The 16,436-nt window shown below is 36.9% G+C and carries 14 protein-coding genes; 4 read left to right on the forward strand and 10 right to left on the reverse strand.

Features of this window, described 5'->3' with window-relative positions; genetic code table 11:
• Positions 1–21: 21 nt before the first annotated feature.
• Together icd and citZ are read right to left on the reverse strand one after the other, a co-directional pair.
• On the reverse strand, positions 22–1,293 hold the full coding sequence (gene icd / locus D9782_RS19170; RefSeq protein WP_121605477.1) for an NADP-dependent isocitrate dehydrogenase: 1,272 nt from the start codon (positions 1,291–1,293) through the stop codon (positions 22–24).
• 147 nt (positions 1,294–1,440) lie between these two features.
• Positions 1,441–2,559 carry a citrate synthase gene (citZ, locus tag D9782_RS19175; RefSeq protein WP_026681419.1) on the reverse strand — a complete coding sequence of 373 codons (1,119 nt, stop codon included), beginning with the start codon at positions 2,557–2,559 and terminating at the stop codon, positions 1,441–1,443.
• Between the two features lie 502 nt (positions 2,560–3,061).
• Here citZ and ytvI point away from each other — a divergent pair.
• Positions 3,062–4,168, forward strand: coding sequence for a sporulation integral membrane protein YtvI (ytvI, locus tag D9782_RS19180; protein ID WP_026681420.1), 1,107 nt, complete (start codon positions 3,062–3,064; stop codon positions 4,166–4,168).
• 2 nt (positions 4,169–4,170) lie between these two features.
• On the opposite strand, the gene D9782_RS19185 is transcribed toward ytvI, so the two are convergent.
• The 8 genes from D9782_RS19185 to dnaE all read right to left on the reverse strand — a co-directional run bounded on the left by D9782_RS19185 (position 4,171) and on the right by dnaE (position 15,112).
• Complete coding sequence (locus D9782_RS19185) at positions 4,171–4,545, reverse strand: FxsA family protein (RefSeq protein WP_371413972.1); 375 nt, start codon at positions 4,543–4,545, stop codon at positions 4,171–4,173.
• Positions 4,546–4,661: 116 nt separating this feature from the next.
• The gene (gene pyk / locus D9782_RS19190) at positions 4,662–6,422 is read right to left on the reverse strand and encodes a pyruvate kinase (RefSeq protein ID WP_121605478.1); all 1,761 of its coding nucleotides are present in this window, start codon (positions 6,420–6,422) and stop codon (positions 4,662–4,664) included.
• Between the two features lie 167 nt (positions 6,423–6,589).
• The gene (pfkA, locus tag D9782_RS19195; protein WP_026681423.1) at positions 6,590–7,549 is read right to left on the reverse strand and encodes a 6-phosphofructokinase; all 960 of its coding nucleotides are present in this window, start codon (positions 7,547–7,549) and stop codon (positions 6,590–6,592) included.
• 240 nt (positions 7,550–7,789) lie between these two features.
• Positions 7,790–8,746 carry an acetyl-CoA carboxylase carboxyl transferase subunit alpha gene (gene accA, locus D9782_RS19200; RefSeq protein ID WP_026681424.1) on the reverse strand — a complete coding sequence of 319 codons (957 nt, stop codon included), beginning with the start codon at positions 8,744–8,746 and terminating at the stop codon, positions 7,790–7,792.
• Complete coding sequence (accD, locus tag D9782_RS19205; protein WP_026681425.1) at positions 8,743–9,603, reverse strand: acetyl-CoA carboxylase, carboxyltransferase subunit beta; 861 nt, start codon at positions 9,601–9,603, stop codon at positions 8,743–8,745. The genes accA and accD overlap by 4 nt, the downstream gene beginning before the upstream one ends.
• Before the next feature lie 144 nt (positions 9,604–9,747).
• Positions 9,748–10,371, reverse strand: coding sequence for a FadR/GntR family transcriptional regulator (locus tag D9782_RS19210; protein ID WP_240455756.1), 624 nt, complete (start codon positions 10,369–10,371; stop codon positions 9,748–9,750).
• Positions 10,372–10,391: 20 nt separating this feature from the next.
• Complete coding sequence (locus D9782_RS19215; RefSeq protein ID WP_121605479.1) at positions 10,392–11,630, reverse strand: NADP-dependent malic enzyme; 1,239 nt, start codon at positions 11,628–11,630, stop codon at positions 10,392–10,394.
• 116 nt (positions 11,631–11,746) lie between these two features.
• The gene (dnaE, locus tag D9782_RS19220; protein ID WP_121605480.1) at positions 11,747–15,112 is read right to left on the reverse strand and encodes a DNA polymerase III subunit alpha; all 3,366 of its coding nucleotides are present in this window, start codon (positions 15,110–15,112) and stop codon (positions 11,747–11,749) included.
• A gap of 141 nt (positions 15,113–15,253) precedes the next feature.
• Between dnaE and D9782_RS19225 the strand changes: the two genes are divergently transcribed.
• The 3 genes from D9782_RS19225 to D9782_RS19235 all read left to right on the forward strand — a co-directional run bounded on the left by D9782_RS19225 (position 15,254) and on the right by D9782_RS19235 (position 16,415).
• The gene (locus D9782_RS19225; RefSeq protein ID WP_026681429.1) at positions 15,254–15,586 is read left to right on the forward strand and encodes a sporulation membrane protein YtrH; all 333 of its coding nucleotides are present in this window, start codon (positions 15,254–15,256) and stop codon (positions 15,584–15,586) included.
• A complete protein-coding gene (gene ytrI / locus D9782_RS19230) occupies positions 15,586–16,089 on the forward strand; it encodes a sporulation membrane protein YtrI (protein WP_026681430.1) in 504 nt (167 codons plus the stop codon). Before D9782_RS19225 ends, ytrI begins: the two co-directional genes overlap by 1 nt.
• A gap of 128 nt (positions 16,090–16,217) precedes the next feature.
• Entirely contained in the window at positions 16,218–16,415 is a 198-nt protein-coding gene (locus D9782_RS19235; protein ID WP_026681431.1) for a YtzJ family protein, read from the forward strand.
• Positions 16,416–16,436 lie beyond the last annotated feature (21 nt).

The raw sequence follows: 16,436 nt of genomic DNA on the forward strand, positions 1-16,436 counted from the left end.
TTAAAAAATCCCCTTTGTGTATTAGTCCATGTTTTTAATAAGTTCGTTACCAAATTCTGAACATTTAACCTCTGTTGCACCATCCATCAAGCGAGCAAAATCATAGGTTACCACTTTAGAAGCAATTGTTTTATCCATTGCATTTGTAATAAGATCAGCTGCTTCTCTCCATCCTAAATGCTCTAACATAAGAACAGCTGATAAAATAACAGATGACGGATTTACTTTATCTAACCCTGCATATTTAGGAGCTGTACCATGAGTAGCTTCAAAAATAGCATGACCTGTATCGTAATTAATATTAGCGCCTGGTGCTATACCAATTCCACCTACTTGTGCAGCAAGTGCATCTGAAATGTAGTCCCCATTTAAGTTCATTGTCGCTACAACATCAAACTCATTTGGACGAGTAAGAATTTGTTGTAGGAAAATATCAGCGATTGCATCTTTAACTAAAATTTTACCAGCTGCTAATGCATCATCTTGCGCTTTGTTAGCTGCATCTTTTCCTTCTTTTTCAACAATTCGATCATACTCTGCCCATGTAAATACTTTATCACCAAACTCTTCTTCTGCTACTTCATAGCCCCAAGCTTTAAATGCACCTTCTGTAAACTTCATGATGTTACCTTTATGTACTAAAGTAACACTTTTACGCCCTTCATTTAATGCGTATTGAATACTTGAGCGTACAAGTCGTTTTGTACCTTCTTCAGAAACTGGTTTTACTCCAATACCAGAAGTTTCCGGGAATCGGATATTAGAAACGTTCATTTCATTTTTTAGAAACTTAATCACTTTCTTAACTTCATCCGAGCCTTTTTGCCATTCAATTCCAGCGTAGATGTCCTCCGTATTTTCACGGAAAATTACCATGTCCACATCTTCTGGACGTTTAACTGGTGACGGAACACCTTCAAAATAACGAACTGGGCGTAAGCAAGTAAATAGATCTAATTCTTGACGAAGCGCTACATTAAGAGAACGAATTCCTCCACCAATCGGTGTTGTAAGCGGACCTTTAATCGCAATCTTATATTCATTAATTTTATCAAGTGTATCCTTTGGTAACCACTCACCTGTTTTGTCATAGGCTTTTTGACCAGCATAAACTTCTAACCATTCAATTTTTTTCGTTCCATTGTAAGCTTTCTCAACCGCAGCTTCAATTACTTTACTAGCAGCAGCCCAAATATCCGGACCAGTACCATCCCCTTCAATAAACGGTACAATCGGTGTATCTGGAACATTCATTTTTCCATTTTCTACAATAATTTTTTCCCCTTGTGTCATAGCAATCGTTACCTCCTATAATTCATTCTGCATCTATAGTTTAGCAAAGATTTACTTATGTGAAAATCTTTGCTTGCTACCAAACTAGTAGTGATGTTGTTTCTTTCCCCTCATAACGGCATAAAGATTACGCTAATAAACACGATATTAGCGTTTGTCTATAGCTACATATTCGGGCGATTTTGGACCAATGTAGTCAGCACGAGGGCGAATTAATCGGTTATTATCGTATTGTTCAAGAATATGAGCTAACCATCCCGAAACACGGCTTATGGCAAATATCGGTGTAAATAAGTCGTGGTCTATTCCCAAGCTGTGGTATACAGAAGCCGAATAGAAATCTACGTTTGCAGGAAGCCCTTTATGCTCTTTAATGTAATCTTCAATTTTAACGGACATATTATACCATTTCGGTTGACCAGTTAATTCTGTGAGCTGTCTTGACATTTCTTTTAAAAACTTGGCACGTGGATCACCATTACGATAAACGCGGTGTCCCATACCCATGATTTTCTCTTTGCTTTCTAGTTTTTTCTTAATATATGGTATAGCATTTTCCTCTTCGCCAATTTCTGTTAGCATTTTCATAACACCTTCATTGGCTCCCCCATGAAGTGGGCCTTTTAAAGCACCTATTGCAGCAGTAACGCCTGAGTAGATATCAGATAACGTTGCCACACATACACGAGCAGTAAATGTGGAAGCATTCAATTCATGATCTGCATGAAGTACGAATGCTTTATTAATTGCTTCTACTTCGACATCTTTTGGTTCTACACCGTTAAGCATATACAAGAAGTTCTCGGAGTAACTATATTCTTTTTTTGGCTTAATAGGGTCTTTACCCTGACGAATTCTTGCAAAAGCAGTAACAATTGTAGAGATTTTCGCTTGTATACGGATTGCTTTCTTCTTATTGACTTCCCTCTCCATGACATCTGCCTCTTCATCATAAAGCCCTAATAAAGAAATAGCAGTTCGCAGCGCTGCCATTGGGTGAACAGAAGAAAGATCATAGGATCGTAGATGATTAAGTACTGCATCAGGCAATTCCATATTTGCAGCAAGCTCTTTTTTCATAGCATCTAATTCAGCTTTTGTTGGAAGTTTTTGATTCCATAACAGGTAAATGATCTCTTCAAAGCTCGAATTCTCGGCTAAATCATCAATCTTATATCCAACATATGTCAGCTGGTCATCTATGATAGAACTAATTGACGATTGAGTTGCTACAACTCCTTCAAGGCCTTTCGTTGTTGCTGTCATAACAAACCCTCTCCTTTATTAATTATTCAGGATATTATCTTTTTTTCGACAATATTCTTACAAAATTATAATTATCCCCATGGATAATTATAAAGTATTATGAATCTAATGTGAATTGAAACCGATTAATTTTACCAATAAATTTTACAAGAACCACGTATTTCTTGCAAAAAATGGATTTACTTCAATAAATATTCCCCAAATTTAAATTCATATAAAGTGAAGCTTCAATCCTTAGGGTTTTGTTTACCCCCCAAGGTTTTACCACAAGAGGTATGACCTAAAGGCCTTTGAACCACTCGGACATTTACTGGCAGTCGATTCCCACTTACATATCGCTTGATTGCTTAAAGTCAAGGTCAGTTATATGTAGAAAAAAAGAAAACCAACGCTCGTTTGTACAATGAACATCGACTTTACTAATTTATACGTCTATTCCTCATTAAAATTTCATATGTAATTAAAAGAAGCTATTAGAATTCTATAAAAATGAGGTTACATTATGTACAAGCCAATTTTATTTCAAACATTACGTTTTTTTATTGTTGCTATCGTCTTCATTGTTTTGTGCATCGTTGTTACGAAAAGCTTTGCATATTTATACCCTTTAGTGATTGCAATACTTCTATCAGCTCTAATAAATCCAGTAGTATCAATCCTTGAAAGAAAGCTGAAATTCCCTAGAATGCTAGCAGTTACCTTTATCATGATTATAATCATTGCCACTCTAGGGGGTATTCTACTATTCATTTTTTCCGAGCTATTACAAGGCACACAATTTTTAGCAGATGAGATACCACAGCATTTCCAAACAATTAGTCTCTTCGTAACAGATTTTATTAATAACACCATCATACCATTATATCAGAAAATTATTTCTTATGTTCGCATGTTAGACACTTCTCAACAATTAGCGATCAGTGAAAATATAAAACAGTTTGTTACTAATCTTACTGCAAGCGGAACCACTTTTGTACAAGATCTACTCTTCAAGATACCAGCTTTCATTACTAGCTTACCTAGTTCTATCACTGTCATTCTCTTTATTCTTCTTGCGGTTTTTTTAATTACAAATGATTATGACAGCCTAAAGCATCTTTTAAAGAATTTGAGTCCAAGCTTCGCCAAGCAACCAATGGCTAATATCGCGAGGCATCTAAAAAGCACAATATCTGGATATATCAAAGCTCAATGTATTCTTGTATTGATAACTGCTTTACTCGTTTATGTTGGTTTATTACTATTAAACATCGAACATGCTTTTACAATTGCACTCTACTCGGCAATGATGGACATCCTCCCATATATTGGCTCGGGAATTATCTTTATTCCTTGGATGGTCTACGTATTCCTAATTGGTAATTATTCTATGACTATTAGTTTAGCTATTCTATATGGTTTAATTATTATTATTCGTCAGTTTATTGAGCCAAAAATCCTTGCTTCAAGTATGGGACTTCACCCTTTAGCAGCATTAATTACATTATTTGTAGGTATACAGCTTTGGGGCGTAGTTGGATTTATACTAGCGCCTGTCTTCTTGATCATCATAAATGCATTACATCAAGCAGGTACATTTCAAGAAATTTTGCAGTTTATTAAAGGCTAATATTACCATCTACGGTAGATTATCTTTCGATTTGTAATCAATCGTTTTATAAATTGCTCTATCTTTTTCCTAAACGGTCTCCGTGTTGTTGGGATTACTAACATAAACCCAATAAAATCTGATATAAAACCTGGCGTTACTAATAAAACAGCACCAATTAAAATACAGATGCCATCAATAATGTAGCCAGTAGGCGCTTCTCCTTTTTGCATAGAAAGTTGTGCGCGCTTCCATGTTTCAATACCCTGTTGCTTCGCTAATAAAAACCCTACTGCACCAGTTAGTAATATTAATAGAACAACCCACCATGCGCCTATCATACCACCAACCCATATAAATACACCTATCTCTAACGCGGATAATAAAAACGCTATCAACAAAAACCAACGCATAGATTTAGCTCCCTCTACAAAGTATTGTCATAATATGATACGAATTAAAGAAAAAAGTAAACAGTGAAAAAGGATTATCGTCCTTTTTCACTGTTTCTTCGTTAAAGGACTCTTGTATGTCCTTGATAAATATCACCTTTTGCGCCATCAATTGTAATATCTTCTGCATTTTTGATAACATCAAATACGTTTTTAACACCTACAACAACCGGAATACCAAGGCTTAAACCAACAACAGCCGCATGAGAAGTTAAGCCACCTTCTTCTGTTATGATGCCACTGGCTTTTTCAATTGCTGGCATCATTTCTCTGTCTGTACCATATGTTACTAAAATATCTCCTTCTTGTACTTGCTTCACTGCTTCTTCAGCAGATTTCACAACGACTGCTTTGCCATATGCACTTTTTCTCCCAATTCCTTGTCCCTTTGCGATAACGTCACCTATCACGTGTACCTTCATCAGATTTGTTGTACCACTTTCACCAACGGGAACTCCAGCTGTAATGATTACTCTATTCCCGTGTTCAACAATCCCTGATTGCAATCCACGCTCAACTGCGACATCGAGCATTTCGTCCGTTGAATTTGCTCGATCACCCATTACTGCATGAATTCCCCAGACCAATGCTAGTTGACGATTTACCCTTTCTGAGAAGGTTACTGCCAATATTGGTACCTGTGGACGATATTTGGAAATCATGCGTGCGGTATGCCCACTCTCTGTTGGTGTAATAATGGAACTAACAGACAAATTCATTGCCGTATGCGTAACCGACTGACTAATAGCATCTGTGATTGTCATATCAACGTGTTTGGATCGATCTCGTAAAATAGAATGATGATCTAAACCAGTTTCTGCTTTTATTGCAATATTGCTCATTGTTTGTACCGATTCAACTGGATAATCACCAGCAGCGGTTTCTCCTGATAACATAATTGCGTCCGTACCATCGAATATAGCATTTGCAACATCAGATGCCTCTGCTCTTGTGGGACGTGGATTTCGTTGCATAGAATCTAACATTTGCGTTGCTGTAATCACTGGTTTACCTGCTGTATTACATTGTTTAATTAATTTTTTCTGTACTAACGGCACATCTTCAGCAGGAATTTCTACTCCCAAATCTCCACGTGCAACCATTAGTCCATCGCTCACTTCAAGAATACTGTCGATATTATCAACACCTTCTTGATTTTCAATTTTAGGGATAATTTGTATATGTGTAGCATGATGTTTTTCTAAAAGCTCTTTAATTTCTAATATATCAGATGGACGTCTGACAAATGATGCGGCAATGAAATCGACATTTTGTTCAATACCGAACTCAATATCCTTAGCATCCTTTTCAGTAATGCCTGGAAGGTTTACGGATACATTTGGCACGTTTACCCCTTTTTTATTTTTTATTAGTCCAGAATTTAAGGCTGTCGTCTTTAATTCTTGGTTCGCTTTATCAACATCGGTAACCTCTAGTTCAATAAGACCGTCATCTAATAGTATCTTAGAACCTTCGTGTACATCATTTATTAATCCCGGATACGTAATAGAAAAACGCTCAGCAGTACCTTCAACTTCTTTCATGGAAACATATACATCATTACCTTGAACAAGCTCTGCCTTTCCATCTTTAAAGTTCCCTGTACGAATTTCTGGCCCTTTTGTATCTAATAGTATACCTACTGTTTTCCCTGTTTTTTCGGCAGCCTTACGAATATTACGTATACGAGCACCATGCTCTTCAAAATCACCATGCGAAAAGTTTAACCTAGCAACATTCATACCTGCTTCAATCAGTTTTTCTAATTTGTCGATTGATTCCGAAGCGGGTCCAATCGTACATACAATCTTTGTATTTCTCATTTCTTGCTTCCTCCTTAGCTAATACCAATAAAGTAACACTTATTTAAAAGAATTCATTCCCTTAGAGAAACGGTGCTAACGGCAGTTCTTTTATCGTCTATACGTCAATAAAAATATGTTGAGTGAAAATAAATTACAATTCGTTACCATCCGAAAAAACAACTAAACTATATAGATAATTCTTGTGACAGCTTGTACATCTCATCATTAATGGTATGTTCTTCGTTCAATGTCGTAATGATGTCATGATCTACTAAAGAATTATTTTTAATTCCTACCATTCTTCCAGCTTTTCCTTGCAGCAACAGATCTACCGCTTTTGCTCCTAGTCTGCTAGCTAAGACTCGATCTGAAGCAGTTGGTGATCCGCCACGCTGAATATGTCCCAATACGGTAACACGCGTATCAAGATCTGTTGCTTTTTCAATACGTTTACCATACTCAAAACCACTTCCAACACCTTCAGCGAGCACAATTATACTATGCTTCTTACCACGCTTATGCCCACGCCTTAGCTTTTCTATAACCATATTAAAATCTTCTTGTTTTTCAGGGATAAGAATACTCTCGGCACCATCTGCTAAGCCAGCCCAGAGTGCAAGATCTCCTGCATCTCTTCCCATCACTTCTATAATATATGTTCGTTCATGCGAAGTAGCTGTATCACGTATCTTATCAATAGCCTCGATGACAGTATTAAGTGCTGTATCGAAACCAATGGTAAAATCAGTTCCAGCAATGTCATTATCAATGGTTCCTGGCACACCTATACAAGGATAGCCTTTTTCGGTTAGTTTTTGAGCACCACGAAAACTACCGTCACCGCCTATAATGATTAATCCTTCAATTCCAAATTTCTCCAACTGCTTAATACCTTTTTGTTGCCCTTCCTCTGTTTTAAATTCTTGACTTCTTGCAGAATAAAGAATTGTACCACCACGATGAATAATATCACCTACTGAACCAATTTCCATTCGTTCAATATTACCTTCCATTAATCCTTGATAGCCATATTTAATACCGTAAACCTCTATATTATGATAAATGGCTTTTCGTACTACTGCTCGAATGGCTGCATTCATTCCTGGAGCATCTCCACCACTAGTCAATACACCAATTTTTTTCATAAATACAATTCACCTCTAGTCGAACTTTTTATCTATGTTTAATAATACCCTCTCTTAAAGATAATTGGAATTTAGTAAAATAGCAATTGAAAGCATGTAGAACATAGAGAATTTCATCAAAAACACGAAGATGAGGTTGACATAAAATGTCAACCTCTAAAAATAATGTACGCGCCTGATATGCTTAACACTTTACAAACTGCCTTGCAATCTTTAAAAGAAGAAAGAACAGCACTTGAGTTATAACAGATTATAATCACCGATCTGTTTATATTTTTGCCATCTATTCTCAAGCAATGTGTCTGCAGAGCATTTACTTAACGTATGCAACGATTGCTCTAATACCTCATCCAAATAAGCCGCTTGTTGGTCTAAATCTCGATGTGCTCCACCTTTAGGCTCAGGTACTATCTTATCAATCACTTGCAATTTCTTCAAATCATATGCGGTAATTTTCATTGATTCAGCTGCACGCTGAGCATATGCCGAATCTTTCCACAGGATGGATGCAGCTCCCTCCGGAGATATAACAGAGTACGTACTGTTTTCCAGCATATGTATCTCATCACCAACTCCTAAGGCAAGGGCACCACCGCTGCCTCCTTCGCCAATAACCACACATACGATGGGGACTCTTAAGCCTGCCATTTCCATTAGATTACGGGCTATCGCCTCACTTTGGCCTCTTTCTTCAGCAGCTTTTCCTGGATATGCACCCTTTGTATCTATAAAACAAATGATTGGTCGTCCGAACTTCTCTGCCTGCTTCATATGTCTTAATGCCTTACGGTAGCCTTCTGGATGTGGCATACCGAAATTTCTTCGTAAATTTTCTTTTGTATCTTTCCCACGTTGATGCCCTATAACAGTAACTGGATTATCTTTATAATATGCTATTCCAGCAATTATTGCCTCATCATCACCAAATAACCGATCTCCATGAAATTCAATAAAATCGGTGAACAGTTTATGAACATAGTCTAATGTAGTCGGACGCTCTGAATGTCTTGCAAGTTGGACTCGATCCCAGGGTTTTAAGTTTCCGTAAATATCATTTTCTAATACAGCTAGCCTTTTCTCTAATGTTGTAATTTCATCCGATAAATCAATCTCACTATCCTGTGTAAATCGCTTAAGTTCAGAGATTTTCTCTTTTAAATCAACGATGGGTTTCTCAAATTCTAAAACTTGTTTCACGCTTCTTCCCCACCTTTCTGATGAAACTTAAGCAACTTTGATAATAGTTCCTGCATTTCTTGACGGTGAACAACCTTATCGAGTTGTCCATGCTTTAATTGAAACTCAGCAGTCTGAAAATCTTCTGGTAATTTTTCCCTAATTGTTTGTTCAATAATTCGTCTACCTGCAAATCCGATTAACGCTCCAGGTTCTGCGATATTATAATCACCTATTGATGCAAAACTTGCAGATACTCCGCCAGTTGTAGGATGCGTCATGACAGAAACCATAAACCCACCTGCATCGCTAAAACGTTTCACGGCAATAGAAGTCTTTGTCATTTGCATTAAGCTTAATAAACCTTCCTGCATCCTCGCTCCACCAGATGCAGTAAATATAATAAAGGGCAGTCCTTCATTCTTTGCGTTTTCTAATGCTCTTGCAATTTTTTCACCGATTACAGATCCCATACTTCCCATTCGAAAAGTCGAATCCATGACAGCAAACGCTGTAGCTTGTCCTTCAATTGTACCTTTTCCTGTAACGACACCCTCATTTAAACCTGTTTTTTTACGATCTTTTACCACTTTTTCTTCATAACCAGGAAACTGAAGTGGGTTACTCGTAATAAGATCATTATCCCATTCTTCAAAGCTGTTTTCATCAAATAATGTATCGATACGATCCCAAGCTTGTAAGGGGTGATGATACCCACAATTTGGACAAACTTGTAAATTCTTATTCATTTCTTTTCGATAATATATTTTATGACATCCGTTACATTTTTGCATTAGCCCTTCTGGAACATCTGCTTTTGCTTGTTCGCTAGGAATGGATGCGTATTTTCTTCGCTTGCCAAAAAAATCCTTAAGCAAGGCAATTCCTCCTTTTTTCAACAAAACCATGGCATACGAGCAACAAAGCCTGGTGCCTTAAAGACAGCAAGAATGAAACCCTATAATATATAGTATAGCGAACTCAAATTAAAAAAATTGTCATAATCCGCCGTCTAAAAACCTTTATTTATCAGCTAAAGCGTCGAATAACGTTTCAATCGAATTAAAATCTCGTTTAACGTACAGCTGAATGAGTTCTTGATAAAATATGGAACTCGTATAAACATCCTCTACGGTGATAGCAAATTCATACATTAAACGCCATACCTTCGTAAATAACAAATTATCTGTTCTTTCAAAGATATAACTAAAAAAAGCAGCGTGCCTATCGTTTGGCTTTCGTTCATCACTAGTTATAATCGTTTTCAACGCTTTGATTTCTGTTTCATGTATCCTATCAAAAGCAAGTTTTGCTGCCTCTTTTTCTAATATTCGAATAGTAAGTAATAATTCAACCTTTATTTGATCTCCTTGTAATATAAAAGAAGAGAGCAATTCAACCGTCTGATAAGAACGATAAGCACTTAAATAAGTACCCTCACCATGCCGTGTCTCAATTAAACCTAGTAGTTCCATTGCGCGTAATGCCTCACGTATGGAAGACCTTCCGGCTTGGAGCTTTTCAGCAAGCTCTCTTTCCGAAGGAAGCTTGTCTCCTGGTTGTAAATTATTACTATTAATAAAGTGTCGAATCTCGGTTAATACACCGTGATATACTTTTTGTTTTGATGGCATGGACACAGCCATGACTCACTCCTTTTAACACATCATTTTTCATCAATCTGTGTTAATCTTCTCGTTTTCTCCGCTACGTCTTCTGGATCAACTTCTATTCTAGCCACACCTGATTCCATTGCGGCAAGTGCGACACTTTTGGCGACGATAGGCGCAACTCTAGCATCAAATGGAGCAGGAATTACATAGTCCTCATTTAACTCACTTTCTGAAATTAGCGAAGCAATAGCATTTGCTGCTGCAACCTTCATACGTTCGTTAATTCTAGTAGCTCGGACATCCAATGCACCACGAAAGATCCCAGGAAAGGCAAGTACATTATTAACTTGGTTCGGAAAGTCAGAACGGCCAGTCCCAATCACCTTTGCGCCAGCTTCCTTAGCCAACTCCGGCATGATTTCAGGATCAGGGTTTGCCATCGCAAATATAATCGAATCATCATTCATTTTCCCTACCATTTCCTTCGTTAGTGCACCACCTACGGATACACCAATAAATACGTCAGCACCATCAAGCATTTCTTCAAGACTACCTTCTTTTTTAGCCTGATTCGTATATTTTGCCACTTTTTCTTTCACGTCGTTCATACCATATGAACGTCCCTCAAATATGGCACCTCTAGAGTCACACATAACCATATCACGTACGCCAAAGCTATATAATAATTTAATAATTGCAATCCCAGCTGCTCCAGCTCCGTTTGCTACAACTTTAATATCCGAAAAAGACTTACCGACTAATTTAAGTGCATTGATTAATCCTGCAACAGTTACAATAGCAGTCCCATGCTGATCATCGTGGAATATAGGTATATTTGTTTCCTTTTTAAGACGCTCTTCAATGATAAAACAATTTGGTGCTGCTATATCCTCTAGATTCACTCCACCAAATGTAGGCTCCATCAGCTTTACAGCATTTACAATTTCTTCTACATTTTGGGTAGCCAAGCAAATAGGAAAGGAATCTACACCAGCAAAGCTTTTAAATAAGACAGACTTCCCTTCCATTACTGGAAGTGCTGCCTCTGGCCCAATATTTCCAAGTCCTAACACCGCTGAGCCATCACTGACAACCGCAACCATATTCCCCTTCATTGTATAATCATAAACCGTTTCCTTATGGTCATGAATTTCCTTACAAGGTTCAGCTACTCCAGGAGAATATGCTAGACTCAACTCCTTTGCATTGGTAACTGGTATCTTTGATTGTGTCGTTAGTTTACCTTTATTTACTTTATGCAAGTGCAACGCTTTATCTCTTAAGCTTGCCATCTTTACTAATCGCTCCCTTTCGCAGAAAAAATACTAATTACCTTCGATGCTTATAGTGGTCTGACCACCCTTAACCTCTCCATTATAACAGATGGTTCGTGTCTGTAAAGTAATGATTATTGTTTGTCTGAATCGAACACAACAGATTCTTTTCCAAAGTATGTTTCCAAGTTTTTGATGCTTTCTCTATTTGGATGAATGAAATATTCCTCAGAAAGCTGATATGTCCTTCTTGTATCTTCCTGAAAAATAATGATTGGCGTATTACCAGGGTTATGATTCGCTATTTGCTTGATCTTTTTTAATTCCGACTCACTACTATTCCCAGAAATTTTTATAAACAGCCTACCTGTTGTTAATTTGTATAGCACCTCCTCCGATAACAGCTCTACTGATGAGAGTAACCATTGTATTCGTTGATTTCGAGATTCTATTTTCCCTTCCATAATAACAAGCAACTCTTCCTTCAACCACCGATTAATTTGACGATATAAATCTGGGAAGACCACTGCCTCCATTTCATCTGTTTCATCTCCTAATGTAAGAAAAGCCATTGGGTCTCCACGCTTTGTCCGAATCGTTTTAATTTGTTGAATAACAGCCGCACTCTTTACGTTTCTTTTTCCAATTAACTTACGTGCATGTGCTAGCCTTATATAGCCACTTCGCTGTAACTGTTTTCTGTACGAAGTTAATGGATGATCAGAGACATAGATACCTAGTAATTCTTTTTCATCTGCTAGCTTTTTTATTTGCGTAAAGTCTTCAATTAGTACATACTCACCTTCTAATTCTATTTGATCATCGAATAAACGAGGCTGTCCTTGAAACTCTTTAAAGAGCTCACCTTGTTCTATTGCTTGATCAATAGTTGCCATCAAGCTAGCTCGGTTGCCATGGAATTCATCCATTGCGCCTGACATAACCAAAAGTTCAATTGTTTGTCTGTTCACTGTCTTTAATGAAATACGTAAACAAAAATCAAAAAGATTCTTAAATGGACGTTCTTTGCGGGCTTGGACAATCTCATGTACTACTTGCTTCCCAATACCTTTGATTTGAAGAAGGCCTATGCGAATACAATCCCCTTCTACCGAATAACGCCCGTAGCTTTTATTGATAGATGGTGGTAACAGCGTTAATTGTAACTCCTTCATTTCCCTTACATACGTTTGTAGTTTGTCATGTTGATTAACGGAAGAGCTTAAGAGTTCAGCAAAAAAAGCAGCAGGAAAATGTGTTTTTAAATAAGCTAATTGATAAGTTATTTTACTATATGCTACTGCATGACTGCGATTAAATCCATAATTAGAAAATTTAACAATCCAAGCGAATAGCTCTTCAGCAACAGATAGATCATAGCCATTTCCAATACAGCCATCAATGAATTTCCCTTTTTGTTCCTCCATTACCGATTCCTGTTTTTTACTTACTGCTCTACGTAATATATCAGCTTCCCCTAGAGAAAAACCAGCAATCTTACTAGCAATTTGCATAATTTGCTCTTGATAAACAAGGACTCCGTAAGTTTTAACCAAAATGGAAGCAAGATCAGGATGTGGATAAACAATAGCTTCTTGCTGATGTTTTCGTTTTATATATGTCGGAATATATTCCATCGGACCAGGCCGATATAGTGCGTTAACAGCTACGATATCCTCAAATGTTGATGGTTGTAATTCGCGAAGTACTTGTTTCATCCCTTGGGATTCAAGCTGAAATACACCATTGGTTTTCCCCTCTTTAAGCAAAGCAAATGTTTCCTGATCATCAGCAGGGATTTCGTTCAGATGAATTGTTTTATTTTTCGAGTAATTTATCGTTCTATTAACACGCTCCATTAATGTTAAATTTCGTAGCCCTAGTAAATCAATTTTTAATAATCCTATATCCTCTAAATCATTCATTGGAAATTGAGTTAGCCAGATATCTGACCCGCTTGTTGCTAAAGGAATATACTCTACAAGCGGATCCTGTGTTATGACAATTCCAGCAGCATGTGTCGAAATATGCCTAGGAATTCCCTCTAATGTTGTTGCAACGGTAAACAGCACTTTTAATTGTTCAGATCCCTTTACATACTCTTTTAATTCCTTTGATTCGTTAACAATGTGAACAATACTTTTCTTTGACTGAACTGGAATATGTCGCAAAATGAAGGATGCATCCTGTTGATTGATATCCATTGTCTTTATGAGCTCCCTCAGCAATGAACGAGCTGCATAGGTTCCAAATGTTATGATCTGAGCCACATGATCATGCCCGTATTTCTCACGAATGTACATCAACACTTCGTCGCGTCTAGTATCAGAAAAATCTATATCGATATCCGGCATGGTCATGCGCTCTGGATTTAGAAAACGTTCAAATAGAAGGTCATATTCTATCGGATCTATCTCCGTAATCCCCAGAATATAAGCGACTAATGAGCCTGCAGCAGATCCCCTACCTGGTCCAACAAAAATATTATTTTGTTTAGCGAAACGAATGAAATCTGCCACAATAAGAAAATAATCACTAAACTGCATAGATTCAATGACACGTAGTTCATAGGTTAACCGACTACGTAGTTCATCTGTTAGCAAGGTATATTTAGAGTTTACTGCCTTCCAGCATAACTTTTCTAAAAACTCATGTGCATCCTCATTCCCATTTGGAAGTGGAAAAGATGGAAGATGACGTTGATTAAATTGAAAGTTAACGTCACATTTGGCTTTTATGTTTTCCGTTTCTGTCAATACTTCTGGCCAGGAAATAAATATATGATCCATCTCTACTTTAGAACGAAGATGATGATGCTGAAGATGCGTACTTATTTGTTTTCCATTCCACTTTTCATTCATTTTCATCGCTTGTAAGCAATCAAAGGCAATGGCTTCTTTCTCCTCTAAATAGCGAACATCATTTAATGCAACTACAGGAATGGAGTATTGATCCTTGAACTCCATTCCTTTTTGAATCAGTACCGTGTCTATTTCAGTGCGACTAGCTTCGATGCCAAGATAGAAATCTCCTTGCTTAAACAAGTTCATAAATCCTGATAAAAGTGTATGAATATCCTCATATAGGTTTGATGATAGTATTTTTGCTATAGAGGAATGATTAATCGAAAGAATACCAACGCAGTCCGCCACATAAGGAGATAGCTCATTTATAGTAATACCTCCTTCTCCATTTTTCTGAATGTGTGTACTTAGCTTAGCTAAGTTCTGATAACCGTAATTATTTTTAGCTAATAATGTTACTTGTTCTTTATCATTATTTTTCTCGCCTCTCACTGTGATAATCATCCCTATGATAGGCTTGATCCCATACGCTTTGCATTGCCTATAAAAATCAATTGCTCCGTACAGCACCTGATAATCCGTAAGTGCTAAAGCATCATACTCTAACTCAATAGCTTTTTTCACTAATTTTTCGATTGTAATCGTACTGTCCAGCAAACTATAGCTGCTACGTACTTGTAAATGTGTAAACGACATCGTATCCCGTCCTTTAAAATCTCTACTTCTTATTATACCAATCTAGATAGAACATGCATACGGAAAAGCTGATTCAAAAGCATAACCTGTCCTTATTAATCATACAATGGAACTAACATGGCTCACGAGGAGTGCGTTCTTATGGAAGAACGATTTTTTGAGACGTTTATACATTGTTACTTTATTGCTTTTGGTGTCATAATTGGTGGATCAATTATTGGAAGTATCGGTGCATTTGTCACTGGAGATGCACCAATATATGATATTGGTCGAATTGCTAACCGTTTACGTATTTGGGCAATAGTAGCTGCGATTGGTGGAACCTTTGATGCAATTGCGAATTTTGAAAAGGGTATCTATGATGGATCAACCATGGATTTAGTAAAACAGGCATTATTTATTCTTTCCGCAATGGGTGGCGTGAAAACAGCGATACTTTTGTTAAATTGGCTTATTCAGGAGGAAATTAATTGATGCATATCCCTCCTTATCATAAAAAAGTAACTTGGCAGCGTTTTTTTGTTGGAGTAATGATCGGTGGTGTAATTGCCTACTGTACCCTTCTTTATATGTATGGATCGATGTATGAATCATTACTTGAGGAAAACAATCAATTTCGCAGTAAAATAAATGATTTACAAAATCAAAACGAATCCTTATTAGAAGATAACGATGAGTTAAGCGAAAAATCGCAGAAGGCGGTAACTATTGAGTCCGTATCGTTAACCATTGAAAATACAGATGAGTTGCCTTTGGATCGACTTATTATTGATAATTTAGAAGAGATGGTAAAAACCGAGTTAAAACATATTTACGGAAAGGATCTTTCTCTTATCGCAGAAAGTGAAAAATTACTTGTATCCACCATTGAAAACAAAGCCTATACTGTAGACGAGTTTACCTACAACTTTACAATAACAAAGCTAGTTATATCCAAACATATTAAAATAACCGTTAAAGCAGATCTTGCTAACTAATGTGAACGTTTTATGAAATATTTGAAAATTTATGGTAATATCGTTATTTTTTGTTTAAAATAAAAATAAGAAAAGAACATTTGCGATTAACTTTCATATACTGCTTAAGATGAAAGGAGTGGATTTTCATGTTGGTAATGAATCATAGACGGATGCGTGATGAAAAAATAGCTCGACTAAAAGAGGGCCATTCCGCTTATGCTGAATCACATGAGCTCATTCGCTTAATAAAACGTGATATTGAGAAGGAACACTTGGACGTCATTTATGACAACACAAATTCAGGTTGCTGGTTTATCCCGAACTCCAATAGAAAAAGTAGTTAATTACTTACGATGAATAAACGA

Source organism: Virgibacillus sp. Bac332, from assembly GCF_003667785.1.
Taxonomy (GTDB): domain Bacteria; phylum Bacillota; class Bacilli; order Bacillales; family Amphibacillaceae; genus Virgibacillus; species Virgibacillus salarius.

Bases quoted from the DNA above. Each gene is read 5' to 3' on its own strand.
- icd (WP_121605477.1), bottom strand. From the start codon at position 1,293: ATGACACAAGGGGAAAAAATTATTGTAGAAAATGGAAAAATGAATGTT.
- citZ (WP_026681419.1), bottom strand. From the start codon at position 2,559: ATGACAGCAACAACGAAAGGCCTTGAAGGAGTTGTAGCAACTCAATCG.
- ytvI (WP_026681420.1), top strand. From the start codon at position 3,062: ATGTACAAGCCAATTTTATTTCAAACATTACGTTTTTTTATTGTTGCT.
- pyk (WP_121605478.1), bottom strand. From the start codon at position 6,422: ATGAGAAATACAAAGATTGTATGTACGATTGGACCCGCTTCGGAATCA.
- pfkA (WP_026681423.1), bottom strand. From the start codon at position 7,549: ATGAAAAAAATTGGTGTATTGACTAGTGGTGGAGATGCTCCAGGAATG.
- D9782_RS19210 (WP_240455756.1), bottom strand. From the start codon at position 10,371: ATGGCTGTGTCCATGCCATCAAAACAAAAAGTATATCACGGTGTATTA.
- D9782_RS19215 (WP_121605479.1), bottom strand. From the start codon at position 11,630: ATGGCAAGCTTAAGAGATAAAGCGTTGCACTTGCATAAAGTAAATAAA.
- dnaE (WP_121605480.1), bottom strand. From the start codon at position 15,112: ATGTCGTTTACACATTTACAAGTACGTAGCAGCTATAGTTTGCTGGAC.
- D9782_RS19225 (WP_026681429.1), top strand. From the start codon at position 15,254: ATGGAAGAACGATTTTTTGAGACGTTTATACATTGTTACTTTATTGCT.
- ytrI (WP_026681430.1), top strand. From the start codon at position 15,586: ATGCATATCCCTCCTTATCATAAAAAAGTAACTTGGCAGCGTTTTTTT.
- D9782_RS19235 (WP_026681431.1), top strand. From the start codon at position 16,218: ATGTTGGTAATGAATCATAGACGGATGCGTGATGAAAAAATAGCTCGA.